Raw genomic sequence first — 24,335 nt, forward strand, 5'->3', positions numbered from 1 at the left:
GACACATGACTTGCACCCGACCGCAAGCCGAACGTCAGAATCTCCTTGCAATGCGGGCGTCGTCCACACATGACCCAGAGCGGACACCCATATCGGTCGTGCAGCGGAAGCTTCAACATCCTCTGCCCTCGTTGCGGGTTAATGTCCGGGAGAAGGGTCGCGGGAGCACTCGCGTGCAGGTTTTGGCGAGTTCACTCGAAGATCGCGACGGCGCGGATGGGGCTTGCGGTGCCACCGCGGATCTTGAGTGGAAAGCCGATGAAGCGGAATCGACCGCGTCCCACAAGCTTGTCGAGATTGGCAAGGCATTCCATGTGTGTGATCCCCCGTTCGCCACATGCGAGATGGGCCTGGAAGTTGGGTTCGCCTTCGGGGGCTGGGCTCACCGCCTCCACACCAAACATGCCGATGCCCCGGTCGGCCAGCCAATGCACGCTTTCCACCGCGAGGCCGGGGAAATCGTGGAGGTAGCCCGGCTTACCCAACAGGCGATCGTTAGTGGCCATGTGCAGCAGCACGGTGTCGTCGGCGCGGATTTCCTGCCCGGAAGCCGCCAGGGCCGCTTCCATTTCCGGGACCGTCACGGCATGGCGCAACGGTACGTGGGACAGATCAAGACAGATGCCGGACGTATAGAATTTCTCCAGCGGCATCTGGTCGATTGAAAGGGCATCGGGACGGGAATCGAAGTGCGCCGGCGCATCCACGTGTGTTCCGGCATGATCGCTGAAGGCGATGGACAAAGCCTTGGAGGAAAAGTCTGTGTTTCCCGCGCGCTTCTTCTCGGCGTGGTCGTACCACACGGAGATGATCACTGGAGGGTGGGCGGGATGCGTCTGCGTGCGGTGGAACAGGTCACGGCTCAGATCGATCATTTCCATGGGGTTCTCCTTAGCGGCTCTTGGTTGTTGCGGTTTGTCTCGCCGGGCCGGTGCTCGGCGAGAGGACGTCTCGAAGGCGTCGTTCCAGTACTGCGCCAAGACAAAGGGGCATGGCTCTCTTGCGCGAACGATGGACCGATCCTCTTCTGACGGCTCTCACCCGCTTGTCGTCATGTTGTTTGTCGTTGCACCCTTCAAGCCCTTGGGGATATTCGTTTTAGGCTTTCGAGCGCATCCGGAGACAGTGCGAAGCAAGTCCGCATTCTGCGGTCTTTCGCGAGTTGGAAACGGTTTCTGAATTCCCAATTTGGCGGGAAGGCCCGGACCAAGCTACTCCTGGATTGGTTGTCCATGGTCTCCCGACAGAAACCGAAGGACTTCCTTTAACTCCGGAATAGGCGGCATCCCCTTCGCTGCGGCTTCCTTGGGACACCATGGGTATGCTTGCAAGTTGTCCTTCGCTATATCAAAACCTTGCTTGCGACCCTCCGCGAAGCTTTCGGCAATTGCCCTCGCAACGATCTGAGCATCGTCGCAAGATAGCCGTTTGAGGGGCATCAATGAGCGCACAATCTGACGACCGCGTATCAGGTCCATCTCTGTAACAATGGGCGGTTTGATCGGCATTTCCGCAACTCCAGAACCGCGGAATGCAATGATGCTACCTTGGTTAGGAGGATTTCAGGTATGCGTTTGCGCAGCCCAAGCAGCGCTTTGTCCCGGGCTCAATGCATTGCTCGCAGCCGCGAAACGAACAGTATTTCTGCCACCACCGCGAGCGCTCGTAGTCGAGGTGCCGGGCATGTCACTCTCTAGGGACGACAAGATCATCGAATGATGTCGCCTATTGGCGGCACCTTTGAGACATGCCCGCCTATCCTGAGAATGTCCGTTCACCGGGGTAGACCGGAAGTCGCCGTGGTCCGATCAAACCGACGCGAATGACCCACAACGGACGTATCACATTGGCATACGACCTCTTACCGCGTTCGCGTGCGCATTGGCTGTAACACGCCCAACCGCATCTGCCGGCAGGCGCGAGCGAACCCGCGTTTTAAGCAATTCCACATCACCGGACGGCATCGCGGCGATTACCGGGCCGATACCGCCTCCGAGCAAACAGCTCATCCAGTAGTCGTCGAAGCTATCAAAGTCTCGTTGAACAGCGATCTCATGTGTCCCGACCGCTTCCAGACCTGCGCGCGTCCACAATTCCTGCAGAGCATCTATTCGCGCCACGTTGGCACTCGGCGGTAGCACTGGCTCGATACCCATGGTGCGCATCTCAGCTTGAATCGGTGCATTGGGAAGTCCGCCACCCGGAATGTCCCAAGCATAAGCCGAGACGATGCCGCCCGGTCGTACCACTCGCGTCATCTCAGCGACGCCTTTGGTCGGATCGGGGACGAAGAAAATCACCAGCGCCATAACGGCTGCGTCGAAACTGTCGTTGGGAAAAGGAAGAGCCATGGCATCGCCCTGATGAAAACGAGCTAGGTCCGCTGCGAGCCGCGTACGGGCAAAAGCGAGTTGCCCCTCGGATGGATCGATACCGTGGACCTCAGCAGGAGCGCAGCCTGCGACAATCAACTCCGTGAAGGCACCGTTGCCACATCCAACATCGATCCAGCTCAAGCCCGAGCGCGGAGCGAGCCAATTGAGAAAGATGTCGCCTGCGATCCGGCTCCAGATCCCCATCATTTGCTCGTAGGCAGCCCCGTCGTCGAAGCGGATTTCCCGCTCGGCCATCAATGATCTCCTTCGAATTGTCGTATCCCTCGATGACTGCCCCTTGGTCGCATCCTAACAGGAGTCTGCGGTCGGATACTGAAAAAAGCGTGCGTAGGAGAGACTTTGGGCGCAACGTCAGTTATCGCACCCGCGAAGAGAACCAGCCATGACCCCAATGACGCATCGCGTATTTGTCTACGGCACCCTCAAACGAGGTTACTCAAACCATCCGATGCTTGCGACCGTCAGGGAGTTCTTCGATGACGTGGCCACGATCAGCACCTACCGAATGCTTACGATGCTTCACCCTTCCGGCATGTTCCCCGTGATCCTTGATGATCCGAACGGCCAGCCGGTCTGCGGCGAAATCTACCATGTCGATGACGAAACCCTTGCCCGGCTCGACCAACTTGAGCGCGAAGGCAGTTCTTATGACCGTAAGCTGATCGACGTCACGTTACCGATCGCCAGCGGCGAGCGCTTGCCGACCAAGGCGTTCATATACGTTGGACGCGAAGATCGCTTTGGCAAAGCATTCGCTCGTGGTCCGCTCTATGAGACCGTGAATGCGCGAGGCGAACTGGATTGGAAGGCTGATGCATGACGAGTAGGGAATGTAGCGGTTGACCGATGGCAGCTTTTGGCACTTCTCGGCGACGTCTGCTGTCTGGGGACCAAAGGACGCACGCGGGTCGACTTCCGAAAATGGACCCAAAGCGGACATCAGACAGGAACGGTGCCCCTCACTGCCCATGCAGTCGCTGCGTACGAGCGCGGACCATCCGGTTCACCAGAAAGATACGCGATCCGAACGACGTTTCGTAGATGCTCCTTCTGGTCAGAGTTGAGCGTTGCCATGTATTGAGCACCGGGACCGTCCTTGCCCGCATAGGGCATCCAGTAGTCATCGAACGATGCAAACTCCATTCGAATAGTCAGCATAGTGTCGCGCACGTCGGCCAGGCCGCAAGCCTGCCATGCCTTTGCTAGTTCACCCGGCCGGGTCATTGGCCACGTGAAATTGCGCGCTCGCTGCTCATTGCCGTTCGGGAATAGGGCTCCAGCCGTATCGAAGAACATCCGATACGCAACAAGCCCACCGCTGTCCCAAACGGCTGCGCCGACGGTCGCGCCAGGCCGGGCAACTCGGCGCAACTCAGCTATGGCCTTGTCCGGCTCCGGGACAAAGTGCAAGACGAGTAACGACAGCACTCGGTCAAATGAACTGCCGTCCTGAGGCAGCGCACAGATGTCACCAACACTGAACTGAGCGCGCGTGTCTGGAATCGTTTGTCGTGCATGCTCAACATACGGAGCAGAAAAATCAATTCCAGAGATTCTCGCAGAGTTGGTGCGTCGAAGGATGGCTGCTGTCAACGCGCCCGTGCCGCACCCGGCATCTAGGATAACTTCCTCATCGCAGCATCCGCAAAAGTCCAGAAACAGCTCGGCCAAACGGCGGCTCCACCTTCCCATCTGCATTTCATAGCCATCGCCGCTTGAGGCGACGAACGTAGAGGACGAAGCCACTGCACCCCCCTTGGTTGCCGTTTCGCTTGCTACGTTAGTAGTGAGATAGCCGCTAGGGCAAGAGGCAGCCCTTGGCCAAGGTCCGTTGATGGCACTTTTCGGACCTTACAGGCTTCGCCGACGATGTCCGTTATTCAGAGCAAAGCCGACCTCCCGGTTGAGCGTCCGGACTTCTGATTTTGACCCAGAGCGGACAATGCGCAACATACCGATGAGGTAATGCAATAGTCCGCCTGCGCAATGTTGACGCGCGGTCCGTCCCGAAACGTCACGCAGGCTTGGTTGTGAACGCCGGAAAGCGATTGCCAAGCCAAAGAAGCAGCGGGCAGGCGAGGATCATCGCGGCGCCGAAATCAAGAGCAGACGCTGCGCTACCGGCCCATTTGCCGATCGCGCCGGCAGCGGCGGGTCCGAGCATCATGCAGACATAGAAGACGGTAAAGAATAGACCCATGCCGATCGCACGTGTTCCCGGCTGCAGCACCTTCGCCAGCAGACTCATGATTGGACCTGCCGGCAGCCCGGAAATAGCGCCAAGCGCCATGACGGTCGCTATCACTGCGCCGCTGCGCGGCAATGCCAGTAACAGTGCACCGAAGGCGACACAGCTGACTACGATAATTTGCTGCGGACGTCGGAATCGGTCCGCAAGGAAGCCTCCGAGGGGAACCGTCACGGCCGAGATCCATAAGACTATGCTGATGGCCGAACCTGCGGCCGCAATCGACCATCCTTGCTCGACTAGCATCGATGGTCCGAAGCTAAAGATCATTGCGACTCCAATGTTGAAGAAGCCCCAGATCAGTCCCGCCGTGACGAGCGCCATGACGACAGCACGGCCGAGGTGCCGACTTGCAGGTTGGGACTGCACGGTATCCGGTGGCGCGCGGTAGCAGACCCCGAGCAGCAGCATGCAGCTGCCGATGAAGGCGGCTACGCCGAGGTGCACAGCGCTGACGCCAAGGCGTGTGCCGAGCAGCGGCAGCAGCAACAGCGACAGCGCGATGCCAACCGGCCAAGAATTGATAAAGATCGCCATTGCGGTTGCGGTTTCCTTTCCGGCGAACCAATCTGTCAACATCTTCGTCAGCACGACGCTCATTATCGCGGCGCCGGCGCCGGCGACCAGTCGGCCTGTGATCTGCAACGGCCACGACGGCGCCAATGCCATCAGCACGCCACCGGCGAGCATGAGGGCAAGCGCGCCGAGTACGGTTGCCTTGTCGCCGAACCGCTGACCGAAGGCGCCACCGGGCAGTGCCAGTGCAATTCCGGGGGCGTGGTAAAGGCCGATCAGGATGCCGACGTCAGCAATGCTGAATCCAAGTTCGCGTGAAAGCAACGGCGCCACTGCACCAAGGCTCGAAAACTGTACAGCCATGGTGGCACGCACAATGAACAGAACGGTGAGAACGCCCCAGCGGTTATTCAACATGGCGCCCCTCGTGCAAGAACTGCGCGGTTCCCGAATTAAATCAAGACGCAGCGTACCGCCTGTTCATCGGGATGATCAACGGCGCGAACATTGGCTGGCAACTAGGGCCGGCTTTGCGGGCGGCCCCGCTGGAGCCATCTTGGCTCGATCCTAAAATCTTGATTTCGGCGGGGTCTGTCCCATAGCGAACTCTCCGAGCATTAAATTCGTCGGCCCTCAGTGGCCTATTTTGGCCTGATTTGATTTGATGTTCACTTGTGCACTGCGCATAAGTTCCATGGCGGTATCGACACCGTCGATGGAACACAAGGGCATCGAATATGGCATAGTCCACATAACCAGCCCGGATGGCTGGAGGTGGATCGTCTACCTGCCCGGCCGGCAACCAAAGACCGGCACCAGTAGAAGCCGGGAAATCGCGCTTGGTCTTGCTCAAGCGGCCATAGATAGAGCAGTTAAAGTGAAGCGCACGAAGCCAATTGCGAAGAAGTAAGGCCGCCTCAGTTGGCGGCTTCTTTGTTCTTGGGGAAGTACACTCAGTTGCACCGGCTCTTTCCCATAGTGCAGAGCCACTTTGTCTCGCAATTCCTTAATCGTTGAGCATGTTTTGCTCATGCCAATATAGGAACCAATCGATTGTCGATCCGATTGATTCATTGGGCGGGCTCCTAAAATCGGAGTTGCCACATGGCTCGCTTTTATTTTCATCTTCGTAAGATGGGCCAACTCGCGGCCGACGACGAGGGACTTGAATTACCAAACAAGTGGGCGGCCCTCCACGAAGCACAACAAGCCGCCCGTGAACTTCTCGCCGACGCGATCAGGTCGGGCAAAGACAAGGTTCCCGAAGCTTTCGTCATAGCGGATGAGCAAGGCCGAGAGATCGCCACACTACGACTAGAAGCCCTGCTGCCAGAACCGCTTAAACGAAAGTAAGGCCGCCTACAGTTGGCGGCCTCTTTCATTCGTCGATGCAATCCATGTCGTCTGTTGGCACTCAACGACATCCCGGCCCGCCCGCCGGATGTCGGCTTTGAGGGGTAAAGCGGAAGTCGGCCTCGACCAGTTCGACTTCCGAGTTTGACCCACAGCGGACTATTAGTCGCGGTCAGCGGCCTTGAGTCCGTTTTCATCCGGTATCAAAGTCATGTTTCGCAGCTACCTCAAGCGCTCTGTGGTCCTCGCGCATTATAGGTGGAAGCAATGCCCGTCGAGAAATCTCGCGATCCGGAGCAATTCACCGCGTTCGAGCTATCGGGCTGGGAAACCAATATTGGCGGATACAACGCGGCCTTTGGTGCCGTGGCGCGGCAGACGGTGGCGGCGATGCTCGATGCTGCTTGTGTGACGCGTAACATGCGGGTGTTGGATGTGTGCTGCGGCCCCGCAATGTTAAGTGCGGGGGCTTTGGAGCGCGGCGCGGAAGCCATTGGACTCGACTTTTCCCTTGAGGCGGTCGAACTCGCCCGCAATTTGGTTGCGAACGGCCATTTTGAGCGAGGCGACGCACAGGCCCTGCCGTATCCGCCGGAGAGCTTCGATGCTGTGCTCTGCGGCTACGGCCTTATGCACTTGCCGGAGCCCGCGGCTGCTCTACGGGAAATGCTACGGGTGCTACGCCCTGGTGGCCGAGTGGCTGTGAGCGTTTGGGACGCTGCCGGCTTTGGTTTTGCCTTGGTCTATGAGGCGGTTCGTGCCCGCGGGAGCATGGATGTTAGTTTGCCGCACGGGCCAGATTTTTTTCAGTTTGGGTCGCCCGAGCGAATGTTGGCAGCACTGGTGGAGATTGGCTTTACCGATGCCAAAGCGCATTCTTTCCATCAGGACTGGCACGTGGCCAACGCGGACCGCTACATCGAATCTATTCTTGCCGGCACCGTCCGTGCGCGCGCGGTCCTTGCAGCTCAATCGGGTGCGGCGTCAGATGGTGTCCGCTCCTACATCGCAGATTATCTGACCCGCTTTCGAGCACCTACCGGCCAAATGGTTGTGCCGATGCCGGCGATCATCGGCAGCGGCGCTCGGCGCGGCTAAGCGTGGACCAATTGCGGAGCGTAGTCACTTCCGCTGTGGGCACGATTGAGACATGCCGACGAATTCGGACTAGTCTGCTTATCGAGGTAGAGCGGAAGTGGCCGACAGACCGCCAAAACGGCGCTTTTGACCCAGAGCGGTGGTCAACCAACAGCCTTGTTTCCCGCATTGGTCCAAGTTCACGATACGGTTCCATGGGCGGCGGGGTACTACTGGCCTAAATAGACCTCTGGTGGTCTAATTTGATTGGTGCCGTGGCCTAGTTTCATTTTCAGAACGGCCTTAAACTGATCCGCTCACTGATAAGAAACGGCAAGGACAACATGGTGGACAGGCTCAAGAAATCATTAGAACAGTTGGACCCGCCAATCTGCCCAAAGTGCAGCATCGAAATGATTTGGTCGCGCTCAACGCTAGTAGACGCAGCAACGGTTTCCCATGTTTTCGTCTGCGCCGGTTGTTCTCATACAACAGAGACCAAAACCACAATCCGGGCGACCAATATTCCCACTCCACCAAAGAAGCTATCAGCGCCACGCGATCAAGCGGCTTAGGCTGGCTGACATGCCAGCTCGCGAAAGGCCCCGGTTCCGCCGGGGCTTTTCTTTGCAACCCATCCAATAATCAGCCGTTATGTTTTGAGTCCGCCACATAACCAAAGGAGGCTAGCTATGCGCACGATTTTGGCTTCGGCCGCCGTTCTTGCGGCTTTCGTAGGTACAGCCTTGGCTGCAGACCGGCCCGTCACTGATGACGAGCGGGCCAAACTTGTATCTGCGATAACGGCAGCAGGCTGTTCCGGCGGCAAGATGGAATGGGACCAAAGCGACAGGGAGTTTGAGGTAGACGACGCGACTTGCGATGGTCGTCGGTACGACCTCAAGTTCAATCCTGATTACTCTCTTAAGAGCAAAAAGCAGGACACCTGATCACAATAAAAACGGCACGTGATGCCTAAGGCCGCCTCAGTTGGCGGCCCCTTTCATTTATCGATCCATGTCGCATGTTGGCACTTTTCGGGCATGCTGAGACGGCCCGGCGAGGTCCGCTCCTGAAGGTAGAATGGACGTGCCGAACGGCGCTGGGCGGGGGCCGGCATTCCCGCCTTCACCCGGAGAGAAGACGCATGGAGTTCGCTCATGGGTATGATGTACTTCCAAGACTTCAATGTTGGAGATAGTTGGACGTCGGCGGAGTACACCGTCGATCACGAGGAAATGCTGGCCTATAATCGCACCAACGACCCGTGGCCGATTCACGTCAATCCAGAGGCAGCCGCCAGATCGCCGTTTGGCGGACTGATCGCCAGTGGCGGCTACACAATCACTCTGATGTACCGGTTGTCCCATGAAATAGTGAACCAGCCGGATCGGATGTGGGCCTTCTTGGGAGGCTTCGACTGGCACGTTAAGTTTGTCGAGCCTGTTCGTTCAGGTGACCTGACCTGCTCCCCAATTTGCCCTCGTTTATAAGTAGAGGCCGTTCTGGGTTTGGCCCCTGTTGGGGCGGGTTGCGAACTCGGTCGGTGTGAGCCCCTTGAGGCTCGTGTGCGGTCGGTTGGGTGTTGTAGTCGATCCTCCATTCCTCGATGATCTGGCGAGCGTCGTTTAGATTTGCGAACATATGTTCGTTCAAGCACTCGTCACGCAGTCGACCGTTGAAGCTTTCGACAAAGCCGTTCTGCATGGGCTTGCCGGGTGCGATGTAATGCCACTCAATCCCGAGCTCCTCCTGCCAGGCCAATATCGCATTTGAAGTGAACTCGGTGCCGTTGTCGCTGACGATCATGCGTGGACAGCCGCGGCTTTCGATGACGCGGTCGAGTTCGCGCACGACACGCAGGCTGGTAAGCGAGGTGTCAGCGACCAGGGCCAGGCATTCACGGGTGAAGTCGTCGACCAGGGTCAGGATACGGAAGCGCCGGCCACTGGAGAGCGTGTCCATCACAAAGTCGAGTGACCAGCGCAGGTTCTGATCCTGCGGGTTAGTCATCGGCGCCCGGGTGCCCAGTGCCCGTTTGCGGCCACCACGTTTGCGCACGGTCAGCCGCTCCTCCTTGTAGAGTCGATACAGCTTCTTCCGATTGATCCGGACGCCTTGCCGAGCCAATAGCAGCCCCAGGCGACGGTAGCCGAAGCGGCGGCGTTGCGAAGCCAACTCCTTCAGCCGAGCCCGCAACGCGTCATCGTCCGGTCGCGTCGAGGCATAGCGGTAGGTCTTCGGCTGCAGGCCAACCAGCTTGCAGGCCCGCCGCTGCGAGTAGCCCTTCTGATCGATCGCCCAGGTCACAGCACGTCTCCGCAAGCCGGGCGTCAGAAGTTTTTTCCGAGCATCTCCTTCAACGTCGACGCATCCAGCATCGTCTCCGCCAGCAACTTCTTGAGCTTGCGGTTCTCTTCCTCCAGCGCTTTCCGGGGGCGGGCGGCGGGCAAAGGGTCCCATAGCCCGATAGGGGACCCATTTGGCGTACGACCCTTGATTTAGATCAACGTCCTCCGTAGTTGGGGTCTGGACGATCCGGCAATGAACCGGCCCGACGATACGACTTCAGAAAAGGCCACGCCCTCGCGGGTGGAGGAGGCGAGGCGGATCATCGAAGAATACGCGGAAAGCCTGCGAGAAATCATTCGGAAGCTCAGCCGTCGTCTCAACTGATTGCCAACATTTGCGCCCGCCGCTTGCTGGGGTGTAGAGAAGCGAACGTAGAAGTAGGCGCAGCCGAAGCTTTCGACCATCAAAACATCAGTCGTAATCGATGATACCGAGCTGCTTTGCCATGAACAGCTCGTTGCGCTCGACAATTTCCTCGACCACTTTGCCTTCCGGATTGAACCGGAAATAGGTTAGCGCCGTCCATATGACAGGCTTCCCGGCAACATCGAAGCCGTGCCAGACGTTCGAGCCGGTCGCACGGTGCGTCAACGCGACAACGACAACATCCTCCGTCACAACCTCTTTGCTAAACGTGGTCTTGATTGTCTCATAGCGTTCGGTGACGTTACTGCGCAGGGCATGCTTGAATTTCTCGACCCCGACGATCGGTTCCGCCACGTCGGGACGGTGAACGATGACATCATCGGCGAAGAATTCGCCGACACGATCGACCGCTTTTCCGTCAACACAGTTGGCGAAGTAGCTTCTTACTGTCTCTAGGTTCTTGTGCATCCCGCGTCCTCCCGGCACATGCAAAAAGCTGGGTGGCAACACACCCACATCCCAAGGACGTAAAACATGGACACTCCAGCAACCGGAGCGTAAAAGCAAGCCACCTTTGATACATCATCCATTAACGAGAACACCGCAGCTTGAGCCGGGCGGCGGCAGCCTTTAAGTCGAGGAACTCGAAATCGAGTGGCGAGCGCGGCCAAAAAGGGTCCCGTGGGTCGATACGGGACCCAAAAAATCGCGTAAATCTCGCCCACTCTATGCAGAGGACGCACGGCTTTTGTCGCTGCAATTACCTCGGCAGGGGCGGGGGCTTTAGGGCAAAGGAGCTTGAGGTCGGACTCGCCAGCTCGTCCATTTGGGACCCGGTGGTCGAAAGGGGACTCTTCGTTTCTCGCGCTCGGAAAGGCTAATCCTGCGTAGCCGTCCGAATGTCGTGGAGCACTGCAAGGGTCATGTCGCTTACCTCACCCTTTCGGCTCTTCACCACTTCCATGTAGACCCCAAGCGCGTCAGGAAACTGTCCGGGTAGGAGCGCGTCGCTCTCTTCAAGGCAGTTGATGAGCACCTGGAACGCCGCGACCATAGCGGCACCGTATGCGGCGATGACTTCACCTTCCGGCGTGAGTTTCCCGGCCATCATGTCCTCCGTTCTATGTGGACCAGGCTAACGGGTGAAGCCCTAATGACCAAGGGGGCCGAATGTCCGCTATTGAGGTGCAGGGTTGAACGGAAATGGCTCAGAGGCGACCGCAGGTCAGATGATATGACCCTTAGCGGACATGCTGCTTGTAATCTTCGATGTCGGCTTTTCCGCTGTTTAGCGGACATGGACCGCGCGCCTCGGCTGAGGTCATGTTTACGCCAGGAGGCGCACGAAGCCTCAACGGAACTGGAACAATGTCCAAGCGAACTGATTGGAAATTGTTACGGCTTAGCGGGGAGACAAAGGAGTATTTCTCGAGAAGCGTATCAGGGAAGGAACATCAAATGGATGACGAACGAAAATCATCAAATGCGGGGGAACGGGCCGCTGAAGGCTTGCGCGAGGCGACTGCTAAGGAAGAAGCGAAAAACGAGAGCAAGACGGGGCACGACCTAGCTAAGGGCGCTGATCGCTTCGAAGAACGCTCTAAAAGCTCCGATGGAAAAAGCGCAAAAGAAAAACAGAAAGGGTGAACTATACAGCAGACCCGGCGCGGCGTTTCCGGCGCATTCACCGTTCGACTGCAAAGATGCGCCAATCTCCCGGGACACCCTTAAGCGAATGATTGCCGCGATCACCAAAACGCAAGCCGGAACCCGCCACTAGGTCCTTGACCGTGCTCGACACCAACACCTCGCTTGCGCCGGCGAGCGCCGCCACGCGCGCTCCGATGTGAACGGCAATGCCGCCGATATCATTGCCGATCACTTCGCACTCGCCAGTATGAAGTCCGGCACGAACTTCAATGCCCAACGGCCTGAGTTCGTCGGCGATGGCGCAAGCGCAGCGCACGCCGCGTGCAGGACCGTCGAAAGTAGCAAGAACGCCGTCGCCGGTCGTCTTGATTTCCTGGCCGCGGAAGCGCGAGAGGGTGCGCCGTATCGCGGTGTGATGAGTGTCGAGGAGGTCATGCCAGCGATGGTCGCCGAGCGCGGCGGCTTTCTCGGTCGAGCCGACGATGTCGGTGAAAAGCACCGTGGCAAGCACGCGGTCGACCGCGGCGGGCGCAAGCGAGCCGGTCAGAAACTCCTCGATCGCATCGGCAATATCGTCGGCATTGTCGCCGACGAAGGGGAGGTGGTCGACCCCTGCAAACTCCAGATAGCGGCAGCCAGGAATATGCGCGGCGAGAAACCGGCCGCCCTCGACGCTGACGTTCCTGTCGCCCGTCCGGTGGAGGACGAGGGTCGGAACCCGGATCGTCGAGACGATGTCGCTGATGTCAATCAGACGGTTCATGCGCACGAACGCGGCGGCACCAGCAGGGCTATTGGACACTCGCTCGTTCTTGCCCCACCAGCGTTTGAACGCCAAGTCGTTCTCGCGCGAGGGCGCAAATCTTGCCACGCTGCCGCCGCTGCCCCAGTCACGCTCGCTTGACCATAGGGACGGCCGAGGGAGGCGGCGCGGATGAGAAGATCGGGTAATGAGGAGCTAGACCCCAAACTACCCCGTCTAATGGCAATGATCAGGTGCATTAACCAGGGGAAAAAAGATGAATGCGCTAGCAGCTAAACATCATGCGAACGTAGCCCATCTTGCTTGGTCGGAGCGAGTTCGGTCTGGTCGAGTCCGGAAACACAGTTATTGTCGTTGAACACGACATGGGGGTCACCGAAAGCCGAGTTGTCATTACCACCATGCTGCGGCTTGCGAGGGAGCACAACATTCCTGCTGTGCCGGTCCACGATAGCTTGATCGTGCCAAGGTCAAAGGAGGCGATTGCAGAGCAGGTACTGGATGAGCAATTCGCATTAATAGTTGGCGCGAAGCCAACCCTGACGGTTCATCCGCCGAGCGCTCGGTACTTCTAGGCTCGGAGAGTTTGGTCGGATCGCTGACGCGCTAGATAGGTCAAGGGAGCACTAGCCTGGGGGAGAGCATAGGAAGAGAAGGAGGTAGGTAGGTATTATATCTTAGGTTCTTAGTACTCCTCAGCCCCCTTGTCCGTAACGTGGAACGTTTTGGTGGGTCGGGGCAATGCCTGCCTTCATGTGGCAAACCAATGGGGACTCGGCGCTCTTCGAGCGCTTGCCCGCCTTAGGCCCTCAGAGCCCCTGAGGACTCCATGGATTCGTCTGCGCTCGTCCGAGCTATCAGGGTAGCGGACGATTTAGGGGCTCTCAGGGACTCTCCCGAGTCCAGCAAACGGCATGTATGAAATGCGCCAAGGCGGCGGTGCTTTGGGCCAGCAAGGTTCGCTCGTGTCATGACGGGGCTCATAGGTTGCTTGGATCCCTGGGCGCTGGGAAAGCACCTTAGGGCTTTTGGGTCATCTCGGGATCGACCGGATGCACTTCGAGGGACAATGTGCGGCTGGCTTCCGTGGTCGCTATCGGGTGAATAGCGGACATTGAGCAGACATCGCTGAACCGACGCGGTGCCCAACGCTGACATCGCACCCGACTGGCAGGTAAACGCTCGATGTACAGCCGCGCTAGCAGCGATGCTGGCCGCTGACGCGGTCGAGTATAGGCCGCATTCATCAGCTCGCGGAACGCGGCCGTCTCAGGATACGAGGGGGCCCTTAGGCTTGGGCGGTCGTCCAAGCTTTGGCCGCGGTGCGCGCTTTTTAGGTGGGACTGGCATCACTGATAAACGAACGCCCAGTCCATCGAACAAAGCCATGACACGTCCGAGTTGAGGGTCGATCTCACCGCCAAATGTTTTGTACAAGTTGTCTCGGCGAAGGCCCGTTTCGCGCGCCATTGCCTTTACGTTTTGGGCTCGCATCACCCGGTTCAGAGCAATTAGAACCTCACGAAGGTCATTTTTGCGAAACATATCATCTAGATACGCCGCAATCGCTCCCGGGTTGTCGCGGTAGAGTTCAGGGTCAAATTCGTCGTCCGACATCAAGCCCTCAGCGCACTTTGCCGTTTAGTGTGGCATCCCGGTGACAGCCGTCCAAGCCGAATTGCGTATACTCCTTTCATTGAATTTTGGAATCGGTGCGACGCACCCGGCGCGACAGGTAGGAATAGTCACATGAAGAAATTAGTGCTCGCTCTGGCTGCGGTAGCGGCAATCACCGGATCGGCCTCGGCCGCTGACCTTGGGGCCCGTCCGTATACCAAGGCTCCGCCCCCCGTGGTTCCTGTCTATAACTGGACCGGATTTTACATTTTCGGCGGCGGCGGCGGCGGCATCTGGTCTGCAAACGGCGGCGTAGATGTCACCGGGGGGCCCTGCCTCGTTTGCACCAACACCCGCACTGGCGGCGACGGCTGGTTCGGCACGGTGGGTGCCGGTTACGACTGGCAGAGCGCGAACTGGGTGCTCGGTATTTTCGGCGATGGCACCTTCGGTAGCCTGAAGGGCAACATCGGTGATTCGAGCTTCACCGCTCCGGGCAGCCTAGTTCCGGGCATCGTCGGCACCACGAAAATGGAGACGGCTTGGGCAGTTGGCGCGCGCGTCGGTTATCTTGTCGCTCCGAACGTCCTCTCCTATGTGAACGGTGGTTATACGGGCACGTACTGGACGGGCAGCACGCTGCTTGGTTCAAACACCGGTACTGCGTCTGGTCTGCACACTGACAGCTTTAACACTCAGGGCTGGTTTGTGGGCGGTGGCGTCGAGAACAACCTGAACATCTTCGGAATCAATGCTCCTGGCTGGTTCATGAAGACCGAATATCGCGCGGCCTATCTGGATCGCAAGAACCTCCAAGAGCGGGTCGATGGCACCAATCTCCCGACCGGCTTCGACATCACCTTCAAGCCTTTCGTTCAAACGATCAGCACTTCGCTGGTCTATCGCTTCAACTGGGGTGCTGCGACCGGAACGCGGTACTGATCTCCCGTTTGATCAACTCAGAAGCCCCGGCATCGTCCGGGGCTTTTTTGTTGGGCCGGACCTACGGCGCCGCTCGGCTTGGGCCACAATGGCCCTGCCGGTCGGCTTGTCGATACCCGTTCTCGGGCGCAACCGGGAGGGCTTGGCAGAGGCTCTATCCGACTCGATTGGCACTTAGCGAACGTGCCGTAATGTTCGAACTTGAGTCCGTTATGCGCGAAATAGCGGACATCCAACGCCCAGCTGTCGTGATAAAATCCAGCGCGAGATAATGCAGCCTTCAGCCGAACAGTGGGTGTAAAGCTCCAATCATTTCAAGTAGCTCTTGGGAGAACTTGCGGAGGGACCCATTTCTAGTCGCGAGTCTCGCACTTGCCGCTGAGCCCCAAGGGCGCGCGGGCGCTGAGGTCGACGGGATGACCACCAGCAGCACAGTATGCGCAAGATGTAGGTCGTGGCGCTTAGCGCCGCGCTAGCTGGCTGTGGCCGCTCAATGGCTGAGATTGAGAACGCAGACGACGCCACATGCCGTGAGCAATAGCCCAGCGCTCAGGACCGCAACCTGCCGATGCTTACGCAATCTGTCGTGCCAACGTCATGAGCGTACGCCAACCCCGTGCGATTCGCCTCCGCGCCCCTGAGAGACACCTAAACCCCTCAGGAAGCTCGTGCCGGCATTCGAGACTGTCTAGCCGTACATCGCGATAAGGGTGAGCAGACATTTAAGTCGGTGTGCCTTCTGTAAGGTCGTAGTATTTGTTGCAGGCGCGTTTCCATCCAGCGGGACCGATGTAAGCGTCACTGGGGAGGCCTTTGTCCTTGCGAGCCAACACGGCAACCTCTTCGCGGAACGCGTCCGTGTGCCCTACCCATTCCATGTTAAACTGCGGCGCGAGCTTTCGCCGATTGGGTTTCGTGGGAGACTTTGGTGCCTTAGCTTTCTTGAGCGCCTTGGCCTTCCTTTCGGCTTCTTCGCGAACCTTGCTCTTCTCGCGCCAGTACGCCCGCTGAGAAGCGGCCCACGCGTTGACGTGAACCTGCTGCTTAGGAGTGATCCCGAAATAATCCCGCGCTTGTTGTTCGATCATCGCCCGAAATTTTTCGGTGTGACCAGGCCACGCGTACTCTGCGCTGCTGACTCGAAGGGTTTCGCCACGTCCGCGCTTGAGCAAGCCATCACGCCGGGGACCCATAGGCTTAGAGCCGCGCTTGCGAAACAGCTTCACCCATGCGAGCGGTTGATGGTACGAGGGCTCCTCGTCATCGTCGCTCCACCGACAGCCGCCCGCAATGTCCTTCATGGCGCGCCGGTAGGATGTTGGTGTGGGAAAATCGCGACCATTGCGGAAAAAGTATAGCCTCGCATATTCGGAAAGCTCAGCGGAGGTCCATCTCGCTTTAATGACGCGGGCTAGGTCGTCTTGTTCGGCGGGAGTTCTGCAGGCTTTGCGGGCATCTGCGAACGGCAGTGGAGCTTTAGATTTCTTGGGTTTCTTGGTCATAGCATTCATTCAAGTTCAACTTCCGTTTGCGGTTAAAGCCCCGCTGCAGGTGCAACAGGGTGGTTTGGGGATATTGAGCGCACACGGCGCTGAGGGAACCGAGAGAGGCGCGGGTGATCTGAGAGGTTGCGTGTGTTCGCCGCGACGCTCATGACATCGGGTGTAGGCGCGTCTTGGTCAGTACGTGCCCACTTGGATGGTACATCCCATTGATAACCCACGCATTGATCAGCAAACTGGGGGTCTGTTGATACTTAAGAAAACCGACAGTGACTGAGAGCAGCCGGGAGAGGGCTTGAGCCCTTGGGACGAAAGGCAGCGCCTTCCTCTATAAGTGGGCACGAGTGCGGCTAAGCCCTTGATGGGCACAGCTAAGCCATTGACTCCTGTACCCGATACCCCAAGCCTGCATACTTAAAAAAACAGCTCTGATAGGGTTGGTTAGTGCCCAGCGCTTTTCAATCAACCAATCCCATATTCACTGACGAGCCCACCGCCCGAGAGGTGCTGGAGGTTCTGCGGTGCCTACCGGCCATGTGTGCCCCAAGGTCGATTGCGGAGCCCACGGACCAGCCGTTGCGAAGATGGGCGGGGTGAAGCTCTCTCACCGTGACGGCTTGTACCGGTGCAAGGCCTGTCGCGGGCAGTTCACCGTAACAGTCGGCACGATATTCGAGCGTTCTAAGGTGCCTCTTCGGGATTGGTTGAGAGCAATACACATGCTCAGCTCAAACCGGCGTTACGTACTTGTGACGATCCGGGATGTGCAGGCTGAGCTTGGTGTAACCTACCGCACCGCTGCGCTGGTTTGGACGCGGATATGCGCGGGCCTGCGAACCTACAGCGGTCATAACAAAGGGTTCGGTACCACGGTCACAGCGTTCATCAGTAGCACGAGGCCAACGAGTAAAGCCGGAAGGCTCAACTGGTACCTGAAAAGTAAGAAGCGCCTCAACGGTGAAGATGGCGTACCCAAAGTCACCGGCCTGTTGTCGGCGTTTGCGCGGGCTGAAGCTCCTGCCGAAAATCTTGAGCGCACTGAGCGTCTCTTGCGTGTGTTGATCGCGGCGACGCCAAAGCCTTCTAAGTCAGCAAAGAGAAAAGCAGCGAAGCTTCGCCGATTGGAGCGCGCAACACTGAACAGTGGAACTTTAGGGCCTCCTGAGTAGTTAGGACCCGAGTGACGGGCTGGAGCCCAGCTACGATATTCAGGATGCTTCATCGGTGACTGCGCTTGACTTCAGACTGTTCGAAGATACGGCCTGGATGCACGAGTATCAGGCCTTCGTCCTCAGCGCGGATCGTCAGATCATCAGTCGTTTGAAATTCTCATCGCCCGATGACAGGACAGCCAGGCTGCATGCTAGGCAATCTGTCGATAAGCACGACGTTGAGCTTTGGCAGCAAGAGCGTTGGGTAGGTACGTTTATCCTGTACGCTCGTCGTTGAAGATCCAAAGGTACGTCAAGGCCGAGCATTTTGGCGGTCTTGAGATTGATCACCATTTCTAACCTGAGGGCACACCGGCATTTGGCGCCGCTCCAATTTCCATATCGGGTGTCGCGCGTAAGATTGCTGAAGTCCAATTTGCCGAAAATTCCGACGACCGCTGAAAGGTGGTGTTAGGCAATTCCCATTTGTCTGCGAACACCTGATCAGTATTGACCAGCCAATCGGACTCAAAAATCAATACTGGTTCCTATCACCGCCACTTCAAAGGCAAACTACCGGTGACAGAGAGTGTCGTGCTCCCGCCTCTTAGGGATGAGCATCATGCCCATTTGCGGCAAATAAACTGTTCGAAGTGCCGATCCGAAATGTTCTTGGGACGCATTCAAGAAGGTCCGTCAGGTTATGACCTTCGACCTTTTCAATGTCATCGTTGCTCGCATCAACTTAAGACGGCGGTAAAGCTCGGTGACCCCATGCAGTCCAAAGCGACAATGGACTGGCTCCAAGGTCAATTGGTCGCGCCAAAATAGGGTCGGCTCCGCGCGCCACCTGACGGCATTAGGACGAGCGGGCGAAGATTGCTTGCCCGTTAGGCTGCGATGCGCGGTTTGGCAACGACCGTGATGATCCAGCGCGTCGGCTGGCTGTGTTCAATTTCCATGACTGAATGAACCAACCCCGTCACGACCGATCCCTCTACCGTAACAGCTGTTTTTTGGCCGCGATGCTGATCATAGCGGCAGCGTCTCGCGAGTTTCGGATCGTTCGTCTCGAAGGTTTGCATGGGTTACCAAGTCGCTCCTCGCGAAACGGTTCCGTGGCGACCCCGCGGGGGGAGCGCCATCGCGAAGCTCCGACAATGAGCGCGAATCATCGGCAGTTTAATTAACCCGTTGGATCAGTAGTTAGACCCTCATCGGAACGTCTGTACGGCGCCGGACGCTATCGCAATCCTAGTGGAGTTGCGGTTCTCGTCTGTATTCCGACTCGTCAACCAAGAAACTAATTTTGGTGTCGCCATCGAAGAGGGTGGAATGATGTTCAAACTGTTCGCTCGCTGTGCATTGCTCGCTCTCGCGCTCTACCCGGGCGTGGTCAACGCCGACTCGATTACACTCAAGCTTGCGTTCTTCAGTTCCGACCGTTCAACAGCCTATCTTGCCGCGGTTAAGCCATTCGTCGACGCCGTCAATGCGGAAGGCAAGGGACTGCTTGAAATCGTTCTTTATTCGGGCGGCGTGCTTGGAAGAGATATCGCTCGACAGCCCCAGGTGGTCCTCGATGGCGAGGCCGATATTGCCTTCGTCGTTCCCGGATATTCGTCGGAAAGATTTCCGGATAATTCCATCGTTGAATTACCTGGTTTGTTCCGCAACACGCGGGAGGGAACCGAAGTTTATACCCGGTTGATCGCGGGAAACGCCTTGAGGGGCTATGAAGACTTTATCGTGATCGGAGCCTACGTCACCGAGCCGGCGACGATTCACAGCCGGACGGCGATCAATTCGATCGACGACTTGAAAGGCAAGAGGCTCCGCGTCAATAATTCCGGCGAAGCCGCCGCGCTGAAGAAGTTCGGTGCTTTGCCGGTCCCGGTCGAAATCACCCGGATCGCCGCCGCGATCAGCAGCGGAACGATCGACGGCGCAGCCGTGTCACAAACCCCCCTAAGCGATTACGGCATCAAGCGAGTTGTCACCAACCATTACCTCTTGGGCACAAGCGGATCACCGCTGGCGCTTATCATGAACCGAAAGACGTTTGAAGCGCTGCCGAAGCCGTCCAAGGATATTATTCGCAAATACAGCGGCGAATGGGCAGCTGCGCGTTTCATCGAGAGCTACGACCGGTCGGACGATTTGGCCCTGGAACAACTGAAATCGGACCCAAAGCGTAATATCGTGTTCCCATCATCGTCGGACCTTGATGTGGCGCAGAGTGTCTTCAAGTCAGTTGTCGCCGACTGGCTCAAGAACAATCCAAGGCACCAGGAGCTGCTTCAAAAAGCTGAAACCGAGCTGACAAAATTGCGGACCGCTCCGACAATCTCGCAGTGATGTCCCTCACCAAAAATGCCGTAAGAAACAACGTCGGAGGGTTAGTCGCCGTCCTCGCTATCCTGGTCGCTGGTACATGGACCACTGTGAAGGTCACGACGGATCATCTTCTCTACCAGGATGCAACTTCGACCGCTCGCAGTTGGGCGACCTTCCTGGCGGCCAGTGTCACCGACCTGGAGCAGATCGCCGACGGCGAGCAGCCCTCCGCCGCGAGCATGGCTTTCCTCCAGTCGATCCGTAAATCCGGCGAGGTCTTCCGCTATGAAATTTTCAACCGCGAGGGATATTCACAGTTGATATCGGAGCGCGGCAAAATCGCGTTCGTTGATGTATCAGAATACCGTGCCGATGCCGCGCACGCCGTCACCCTTCGGAAGCCGATCGTTGACGTGAAGAAGGGTGAGTCCACCGACCTTCCTACATTATTCGCGCATGCCTATGTTCCGGTCTTGCTCGACGGCCGTCCCATTGCTGTCGTCGCTGCCTACATGGACCTCACCGAACAGCACCACAATTTCTACAGCACGTTCCTCATCGCGGCTGCGTCGTTGTGTTTGCTGACCAGTCTTGCCTTTTTGATTCCATTCATCGCCTGGTACCGGAGGACCAGGGAAAAGCAGCAGGCAGACCGGCGTATCCGTTTCCTCGCGCATCACGACGTTTTGACCGGCCTCGCTAATCGCGCTCAACTGGTTGAAAAACTAGAAACTGCGCTGGCCGTCCTTCCGTTGCGTGGTGGTTGCCTCGCCGTGCACTTTCTCGATGTCGATCGCTTCAAGGAGGTCAATGACACCCTTGGGCATGACGGCGGCGACTTCCTGCTCAGGACCATAGCTGAACGCCTGCGTGAAATCATTCGTGTCGACGACTTCGCGGCCCGGCTTGGCGGTGATGAGTTTATTGTGGTTCAGACAGGGATAGACGACAGGGCTGAGGCCGAGGCGTTTGCGCGACGGCTCACCTCTGCACTGGTCGCTCCGATGAAATTCGGGGAGAATGAAATCATTGCCACTGTCAGCGTCGGCATCTCCGTGGCACCGTTGGATGGGGCCGATCCAGAGCGCCTTTTGAAGAGCGCAGACTTAGCGCTCTACAAAAGCAAGGCCGATGGCCGCAACTGCTTCCGCTTCTTTGCGCCCGAAATGGATGAAGCGATGAGGGTTCGCACCGAACTAGAGAAGAGGGTGCGCGACGCGGTGCTAAATGAGCGGTTTATCCTGCACTATCAACCGCTCTTCCAGATATCAAATCAGGATCTTATTGGATTCGAGGCGCTCATACGGTTGCCCGCCGATGACGGTTCTTTGATTCCGCCATTGACCTTTATTCCTGTTGCGGAGGATATGCGCTTGATCGACCAGATCGGCACATGGGTGTTGCGGGAAGCATGTAAAACCGCCGCATGCTGGCCGGAACCGCTGACGGTAGCAGTCAACTTGTCGCCGGCCCAATTCGAATCCGGTAATGTCAGCACGATTGTCGCGCGTGCGCTAAAGGACGCCGGTCTGGCGCCGGGTCGCCTGGAATTGGAGATCACGGAGAGTCTGTTGCTTCGCAACACCGATGCCGTCTTGGCGGAACTACAAGCGCTCAAGAAGATCGGCGTTTCGATCGTGATGGACGATTTCGGAACAGGCTATTCGAGTCTTAGTTATCTGTGGCGCTTTCCGTTCGATAAGATCAAGATCGACCGTTGCTTTATGGACGGCATGGACACCTCCGGCAAGAACGCCGGAACGGTAGTAAAGACGATTATCGCACTCGGACGCGAACTCGACATGCGGATAACGGTCGAAGGCGTCGAAACCGCACAGCAAGTAGCATTCCTTGATGGCGTCAATGCAGACCAGGTGCAGGGATATTTCTTCGGGCGGCCGATGCCCGCCTCCGAGATCGGCGCTCAGATTCTCAAGAGCTTTAGGAAATCGCACCCGAAGCGGCGTCTCGCTCTCGCCGTTAGACAGGGGATGATAGAGGCTTCGACGGGCTAGAAGGGGTACGGACACACGGATCAAATGGGCTTGCGTCCCTCTGCACACCAGTGACGTGCGTCTTACTGCGGTGTTACCTTTAGCGGTGAACGAGTGCGGCGCAACCATCGTCTGACGCAAAAAGCCGAGTTTGTTTTGAAAATGGAGGTCCCGATTTTTAGAATCGAACACCCCAGCGATGAGCCGAGCAGCAGCGCGGGGTTTACTCCGAGTTTTTGAAGCGCGAGCTGGGGAAATCATAAGGATTTCAGATCAAAAAGGGGACCCGTAGAAGGCGCTGAGAACGCAGGCGTTCACCTCCTGGGAAAGGAGGCCACTTGGTTGTCGTAAGGAGTTCAGCAAACGACCTCGAAACGGGTGCAGTTAGCCGCTACGCCATAGCATGAGCCAACCTGCGATACCGAAGAGCACCAAAGCCACTCCCACGCTCTCACACAACGACTCCAGCAGCAACGAGGCCCAGGCGATGGCGATCATGATCCGTGTTTTTGGGGCTTTCAATGGAGCGTGGCTTCTTCGACATGATACGCAAGACTGCTCAGATGCGGGGCCAGCCTATCGAACAACTCCCGTTTCGCCGGAACCAAACTTTTGGTAGTGTCTCAGTTTGAAATGGGGCGTTTGAGGACCAATGTTCAGGCTCAATGGGAGCGTGGCATGAAGTTGATAGTCTCTGCAGTTCTGGCTGGACTAACGTTGTTTTCCGCCGAGACATCGCAAGCGCAGCCCGTCCCGGGCGGGACATGCCGACCCGTTAAGGAACGAACTCTGGATGTGGGATGCTGGATTATCGCCGAGCAGCTCGTAGGGCAAATTGCGAAGACCGAGACATTTTGGCACTTAGATCAGTACCCAACACGAGCGGCCGGCGAAGCGGCAAAGGGTGTTCACAGCACCGTCGTAGAGGCTCTCGGCGCAGTATGGCTACTTACAATCGATAACAAGGAATGGCGCGCTCCCGGCGGGAAACGTATCGCACAAATCGGCCCTCTTCCGATCAGTCCCAGTACGTACTCAGCACAGTATATGGAAGCGGTTTTCACGCCTGGGATGACATCGCGAACTCATACTCACGCTGGACCGGAGGCTTGGTACACTGTCGCTGGAGAAATGTGTTTAGAAACTCCGGACGGCAAGCAGGTTGGCCGCGCAGGAGGCCCGCCCGTCATCGTACCGGGAGGGCCGCCAATGCACCTGACGGCCACAGGGACTGAGATACGCCGGGCCCTCGTACTGATCCTTCACGAGTCGTCCAAGCCCTCTACGACCATCCATCATGATTGGACGCCCAAGGGCTTGTGCAAGAGCTGACCACTCGGGTTGTCTTGGCCGCGGCTGTTTCGGCTCCGGGGGAGCGGGCACGATGTGGTTGAGCTGGCGACGGCCAGATTGCCGAGAGGCCGCCTCAGTTTGCGGAATCCTTTATATTGGGGACCGCCCTATCTCTTTTGGTGTCCGCGCGGTAGCCAATGATAGCTCCAGCTATGGCTAAGACAAGCTCCGGATGGAGACTGAAGGCGAGGCCACGCAGCGCCACACCAACCCCGCCGATCAGCAAACCGGCTACCAATCCGAAATCGCATACCAAAACGTGCGGGGCCGTCTCTTGATGAATGCGCTGATCATGTCTGTGGTCGCGTTGTTTGTAGTCGCCCAATTCCAGCGCGACACACTCCAGCTCTCAGCTCAGCAGCAGCGGGTGTAAAGCCTCTGATTTTGAAGTCCGAACTGGGAAAATCATAAGAATTTCGAGGGCAAAAGGGGACCCGTTGAATGCGCTGAGCGCGCAGGTTTGCACCTCTGGAGGGTACGTGCACACTTGGTTGTCGTAAGTGCCTGAACGCTCTGCGAATGACCTCGAAACTGGCCTGTTGGGGCTTACGCGTAACTGATCAGCCAGCCTGCGATGCCAAAGAGCACCAAGGCCACTCCCACGCTCTCTAACGACAGCACAACGATTCCAGCGGCAACGAGGCCTAGGGCTTGGCAATCGCGCCCACTTTTCCGGTTAGGCGAGTAGCCCTGCATCGGGCGCTTCACTGCAGAGACT

At 57.7% G+C, this 24,335-nt stretch carries 23 protein-coding genes and 1 pseudogene; 12 read left to right on the forward strand and 12 right to left on the reverse strand.

Annotation, left to right across the window (positions count from 1 at the left end):
• Positions 1-191: 191 nt before the first annotated feature.
• The 3 genes from JQ629_RS35525 to JQ629_RS35535 form a co-directional block, all read right to left on the reverse strand.
• Positions 192-881, reverse strand: a complete 690-nt coding sequence (locus tag JQ629_RS35525) for a cyclase family protein (protein WP_212416581.1) — start codon at positions 879-881, stop codon at positions 192-194.
• Positions 882-1,211: 330 nt separating this feature from the next.
• Positions 1,212-1,508, reverse strand: a complete 297-nt coding sequence (locus JQ629_RS35530) for a hypothetical protein (RefSeq protein ID WP_212416582.1) — start codon at positions 1,506-1,508, stop codon at positions 1,212-1,214.
• Between the two features lie 333 nt (positions 1,509-1,841).
• The gene (locus JQ629_RS35535; protein WP_212416583.1) at positions 1,842-2,630 is read right to left on the reverse strand and encodes a class I SAM-dependent methyltransferase; all 789 of its coding nucleotides are present in this window, start codon (positions 2,628-2,630) and stop codon (positions 1,842-1,844) included.
• Between the two features lie 148 nt (positions 2,631-2,778).
• Here JQ629_RS35535 and JQ629_RS35540 point away from each other — a divergent pair, with 148 nt between their 5' ends.
• The gene (locus JQ629_RS35540) at positions 2,779-3,216 is read left to right on the forward strand and encodes a gamma-glutamylcyclotransferase family protein (protein ID WP_212416584.1); all 438 of its coding nucleotides are present in this window, start codon (positions 2,779-2,781) and stop codon (positions 3,214-3,216) included.
• A gap of 119 nt (positions 3,217-3,335) precedes the next feature.
• Here the strand turns inward: JQ629_RS35540 and JQ629_RS35545 are convergent, their stop codons facing one another.
• Positions 3,336-4,067 (reverse strand): class I SAM-dependent methyltransferase, encoded by a 732-nt coding sequence (locus JQ629_RS35545; RefSeq protein ID WP_249135508.1) that lies wholly within the window; start codon positions 4,065-4,067, stop codon positions 3,336-3,338.
• Positions 4,068-4,410: 343 nt separating this feature from the next.
• Positions 4,411-5,577, reverse strand: a complete 1,167-nt coding sequence (locus JQ629_RS35550) for an MFS transporter (protein WP_249135510.1) — start codon at positions 5,575-5,577, stop codon at positions 4,411-4,413.
• 687 nt (positions 5,578-6,264) lie between these two features.
• On the opposite strand from JQ629_RS35550, the gene JQ629_RS35555 reads away from it, so the two are divergent.
• The 4 genes from JQ629_RS35555 to JQ629_RS35570 all read left to right on the forward strand — a co-directional run bounded on the left by JQ629_RS35555 (position 6,265) and on the right by JQ629_RS35570 (position 9,083).
• Complete coding sequence (locus JQ629_RS35555) at positions 6,265-6,513, forward strand: DUF6894 family protein (RefSeq protein ID WP_212416586.1); 249 nt, start codon at positions 6,265-6,267, stop codon at positions 6,511-6,513.
• Positions 6,514-6,780: 267 nt separating this feature from the next.
• Positions 6,781-7,611, forward strand: a complete 831-nt coding sequence (locus JQ629_RS35560) for a class I SAM-dependent methyltransferase (protein ID WP_212416587.1) — start codon at positions 6,781-6,783, stop codon at positions 7,609-7,611.
• 671 nt (positions 7,612-8,282) lie between these two features.
• Complete coding sequence (locus tag JQ629_RS35565; protein ID WP_212416588.1) at positions 8,283-8,540, forward strand: PepSY domain-containing protein; 258 nt, start codon at positions 8,283-8,285, stop codon at positions 8,538-8,540.
• A gap of 210 nt (positions 8,541-8,750) precedes the next feature.
• Positions 8,751-9,083 (forward strand): MaoC family dehydratase, encoded by a 333-nt coding sequence (locus JQ629_RS35570; protein WP_212416589.1) that lies wholly within the window; start codon positions 8,751-8,753, stop codon positions 9,081-9,083.
• Here the strand turns inward: JQ629_RS35570 and JQ629_RS35575 are convergent.
• A pseudogene (locus JQ629_RS35575) lies at positions 9,078-10,034 on the reverse strand (IS3 family transposase); the annotation flags it as partial. The gene JQ629_RS35570 and the pseudogene JQ629_RS35575 sit on opposite strands and share 6 nt — an antisense overlap.
• A gap of 100 nt (positions 10,035-10,134) precedes the next feature.
• On the opposite strand from JQ629_RS35575, the gene JQ629_RS37655 reads away from it, so the two are divergent.
• Positions 10,135-10,266 (forward strand): hypothetical protein, encoded by a 132-nt coding sequence (locus JQ629_RS37655; protein ID WP_283815986.1) that lies wholly within the window; start codon positions 10,135-10,137, stop codon positions 10,264-10,266.
• An 87-nt stretch (positions 10,267-10,353) separates the two neighbouring features.
• Here the strand turns inward: JQ629_RS37655 and JQ629_RS35580 are convergent, their stop codons facing one another.
• The gene (locus tag JQ629_RS35580) at positions 10,354-10,776 is read right to left on the reverse strand and encodes an ester cyclase (RefSeq protein WP_212416590.1); all 423 of its coding nucleotides are present in this window, start codon (positions 10,774-10,776) and stop codon (positions 10,354-10,356) included.
• A gap of 409 nt (positions 10,777-11,185) precedes the next feature.
• Positions 11,186-11,416 carry a hypothetical protein gene (locus JQ629_RS35585; protein WP_212416591.1) on the reverse strand — a complete coding sequence of 77 codons (231 nt, stop codon included), beginning with the start codon at positions 11,414-11,416 and terminating at the stop codon, positions 11,186-11,188.
• A 350-nt stretch (positions 11,417-11,766) separates the two neighbouring features.
• Here JQ629_RS35585 and JQ629_RS35590 point away from each other — a divergent pair, with 350 nt between their 5' ends.
• Positions 11,767-11,955, forward strand: a complete 189-nt coding sequence (locus tag JQ629_RS35590; RefSeq protein ID WP_212416592.1) for a hypothetical protein — start codon at positions 11,767-11,769, stop codon at positions 11,953-11,955.
• Between the two features lie 37 nt (positions 11,956-11,992).
• Here the strand turns inward: JQ629_RS35590 and JQ629_RS35595 are convergent, their stop codons facing one another.
• On the reverse strand, positions 11,993-12,796 hold the full coding sequence (locus tag JQ629_RS35595; RefSeq protein WP_249135512.1) for an adenylate/guanylate cyclase domain-containing protein: 804 nt from the start codon (positions 12,794-12,796) through the stop codon (positions 11,993-11,995).
• Between the two features lie 1,194 nt (positions 12,797-13,990).
• Complete coding sequence (locus JQ629_RS35600) at positions 13,991-14,338, reverse strand: addiction module antidote protein (protein ID WP_212416593.1); 348 nt, start codon at positions 14,336-14,338, stop codon at positions 13,991-13,993.
• Positions 14,339-14,470: 132 nt separating this feature from the next.
• Between JQ629_RS35600 and JQ629_RS35605 the strand changes: the two genes are divergently transcribed.
• The gene (locus JQ629_RS35605; protein ID WP_212416594.1) at positions 14,471-15,280 is read left to right on the forward strand and encodes an outer membrane protein; all 810 of its coding nucleotides are present in this window, start codon (positions 14,471-14,473) and stop codon (positions 15,278-15,280) included.
• Between the two features lie 722 nt (positions 15,281-16,002).
• Here the strand turns inward: JQ629_RS35605 and JQ629_RS35610 are convergent.
• Positions 16,003-16,782: a hypothetical protein gene (locus JQ629_RS35610; protein WP_212416595.1), complete on the reverse strand. Its 780-nt coding sequence runs from the start codon at positions 16,780-16,782 to the stop codon at positions 16,003-16,005.
• A gap of 719 nt (positions 16,783-17,501) precedes the next feature.
• Between JQ629_RS35610 and JQ629_RS35615 the strand changes: the two genes are divergently transcribed.
• Complete coding sequence (locus tag JQ629_RS35615) at positions 17,502-17,951, forward strand: hypothetical protein (protein WP_212416596.1); 450 nt, start codon at positions 17,502-17,504, stop codon at positions 17,949-17,951.
• An 872-nt stretch (positions 17,952-18,823) separates the two neighbouring features.
• Here the strand turns inward: JQ629_RS35615 and JQ629_RS35620 are convergent.
• Positions 18,824-19,018, reverse strand: coding sequence for a hypothetical protein (locus JQ629_RS35620; RefSeq protein ID WP_212416597.1), 195 nt, complete (start codon positions 19,016-19,018; stop codon positions 18,824-18,826).
• Between the two features lie 250 nt (positions 19,019-19,268).
• Here JQ629_RS35620 and dctP point away from each other — a divergent pair, with 250 nt between their 5' ends.
• From dctP to JQ629_RS35635, 3 genes are all read left to right on the forward strand, one after another.
• A complete protein-coding gene (dctP, locus tag JQ629_RS35625; RefSeq protein ID WP_249135514.1) occupies positions 19,269-20,291 on the forward strand; it encodes a TRAP transporter substrate-binding protein DctP in 1,023 nt (340 codons plus the stop codon).
• The gene (locus JQ629_RS35630; RefSeq protein ID WP_212416598.1) at positions 20,291-22,285 is read left to right on the forward strand and encodes a putative bifunctional diguanylate cyclase/phosphodiesterase; all 1,995 of its coding nucleotides are present in this window, start codon (positions 20,291-20,293) and stop codon (positions 22,283-22,285) included. The genes dctP and JQ629_RS35630 overlap by 1 nt, the downstream gene beginning before the upstream one ends.
• Positions 22,286-23,789: 1,504 nt before the next feature.
• The gene (locus JQ629_RS35635; protein ID WP_212416599.1) at positions 23,790-23,990 is read left to right on the forward strand and encodes a hypothetical protein; all 201 of its coding nucleotides are present in this window, start codon (positions 23,790-23,792) and stop codon (positions 23,988-23,990) included.
• Positions 23,991-24,335: the final 345 nt, after the last annotated feature.

It is taken from the genome of Bradyrhizobium sp. AUGA SZCCT0222 (assembly GCF_018130205.1).
GTDB lineage: Bacteria > Pseudomonadota > Alphaproteobacteria > Rhizobiales > Xanthobacteraceae > Bradyrhizobium.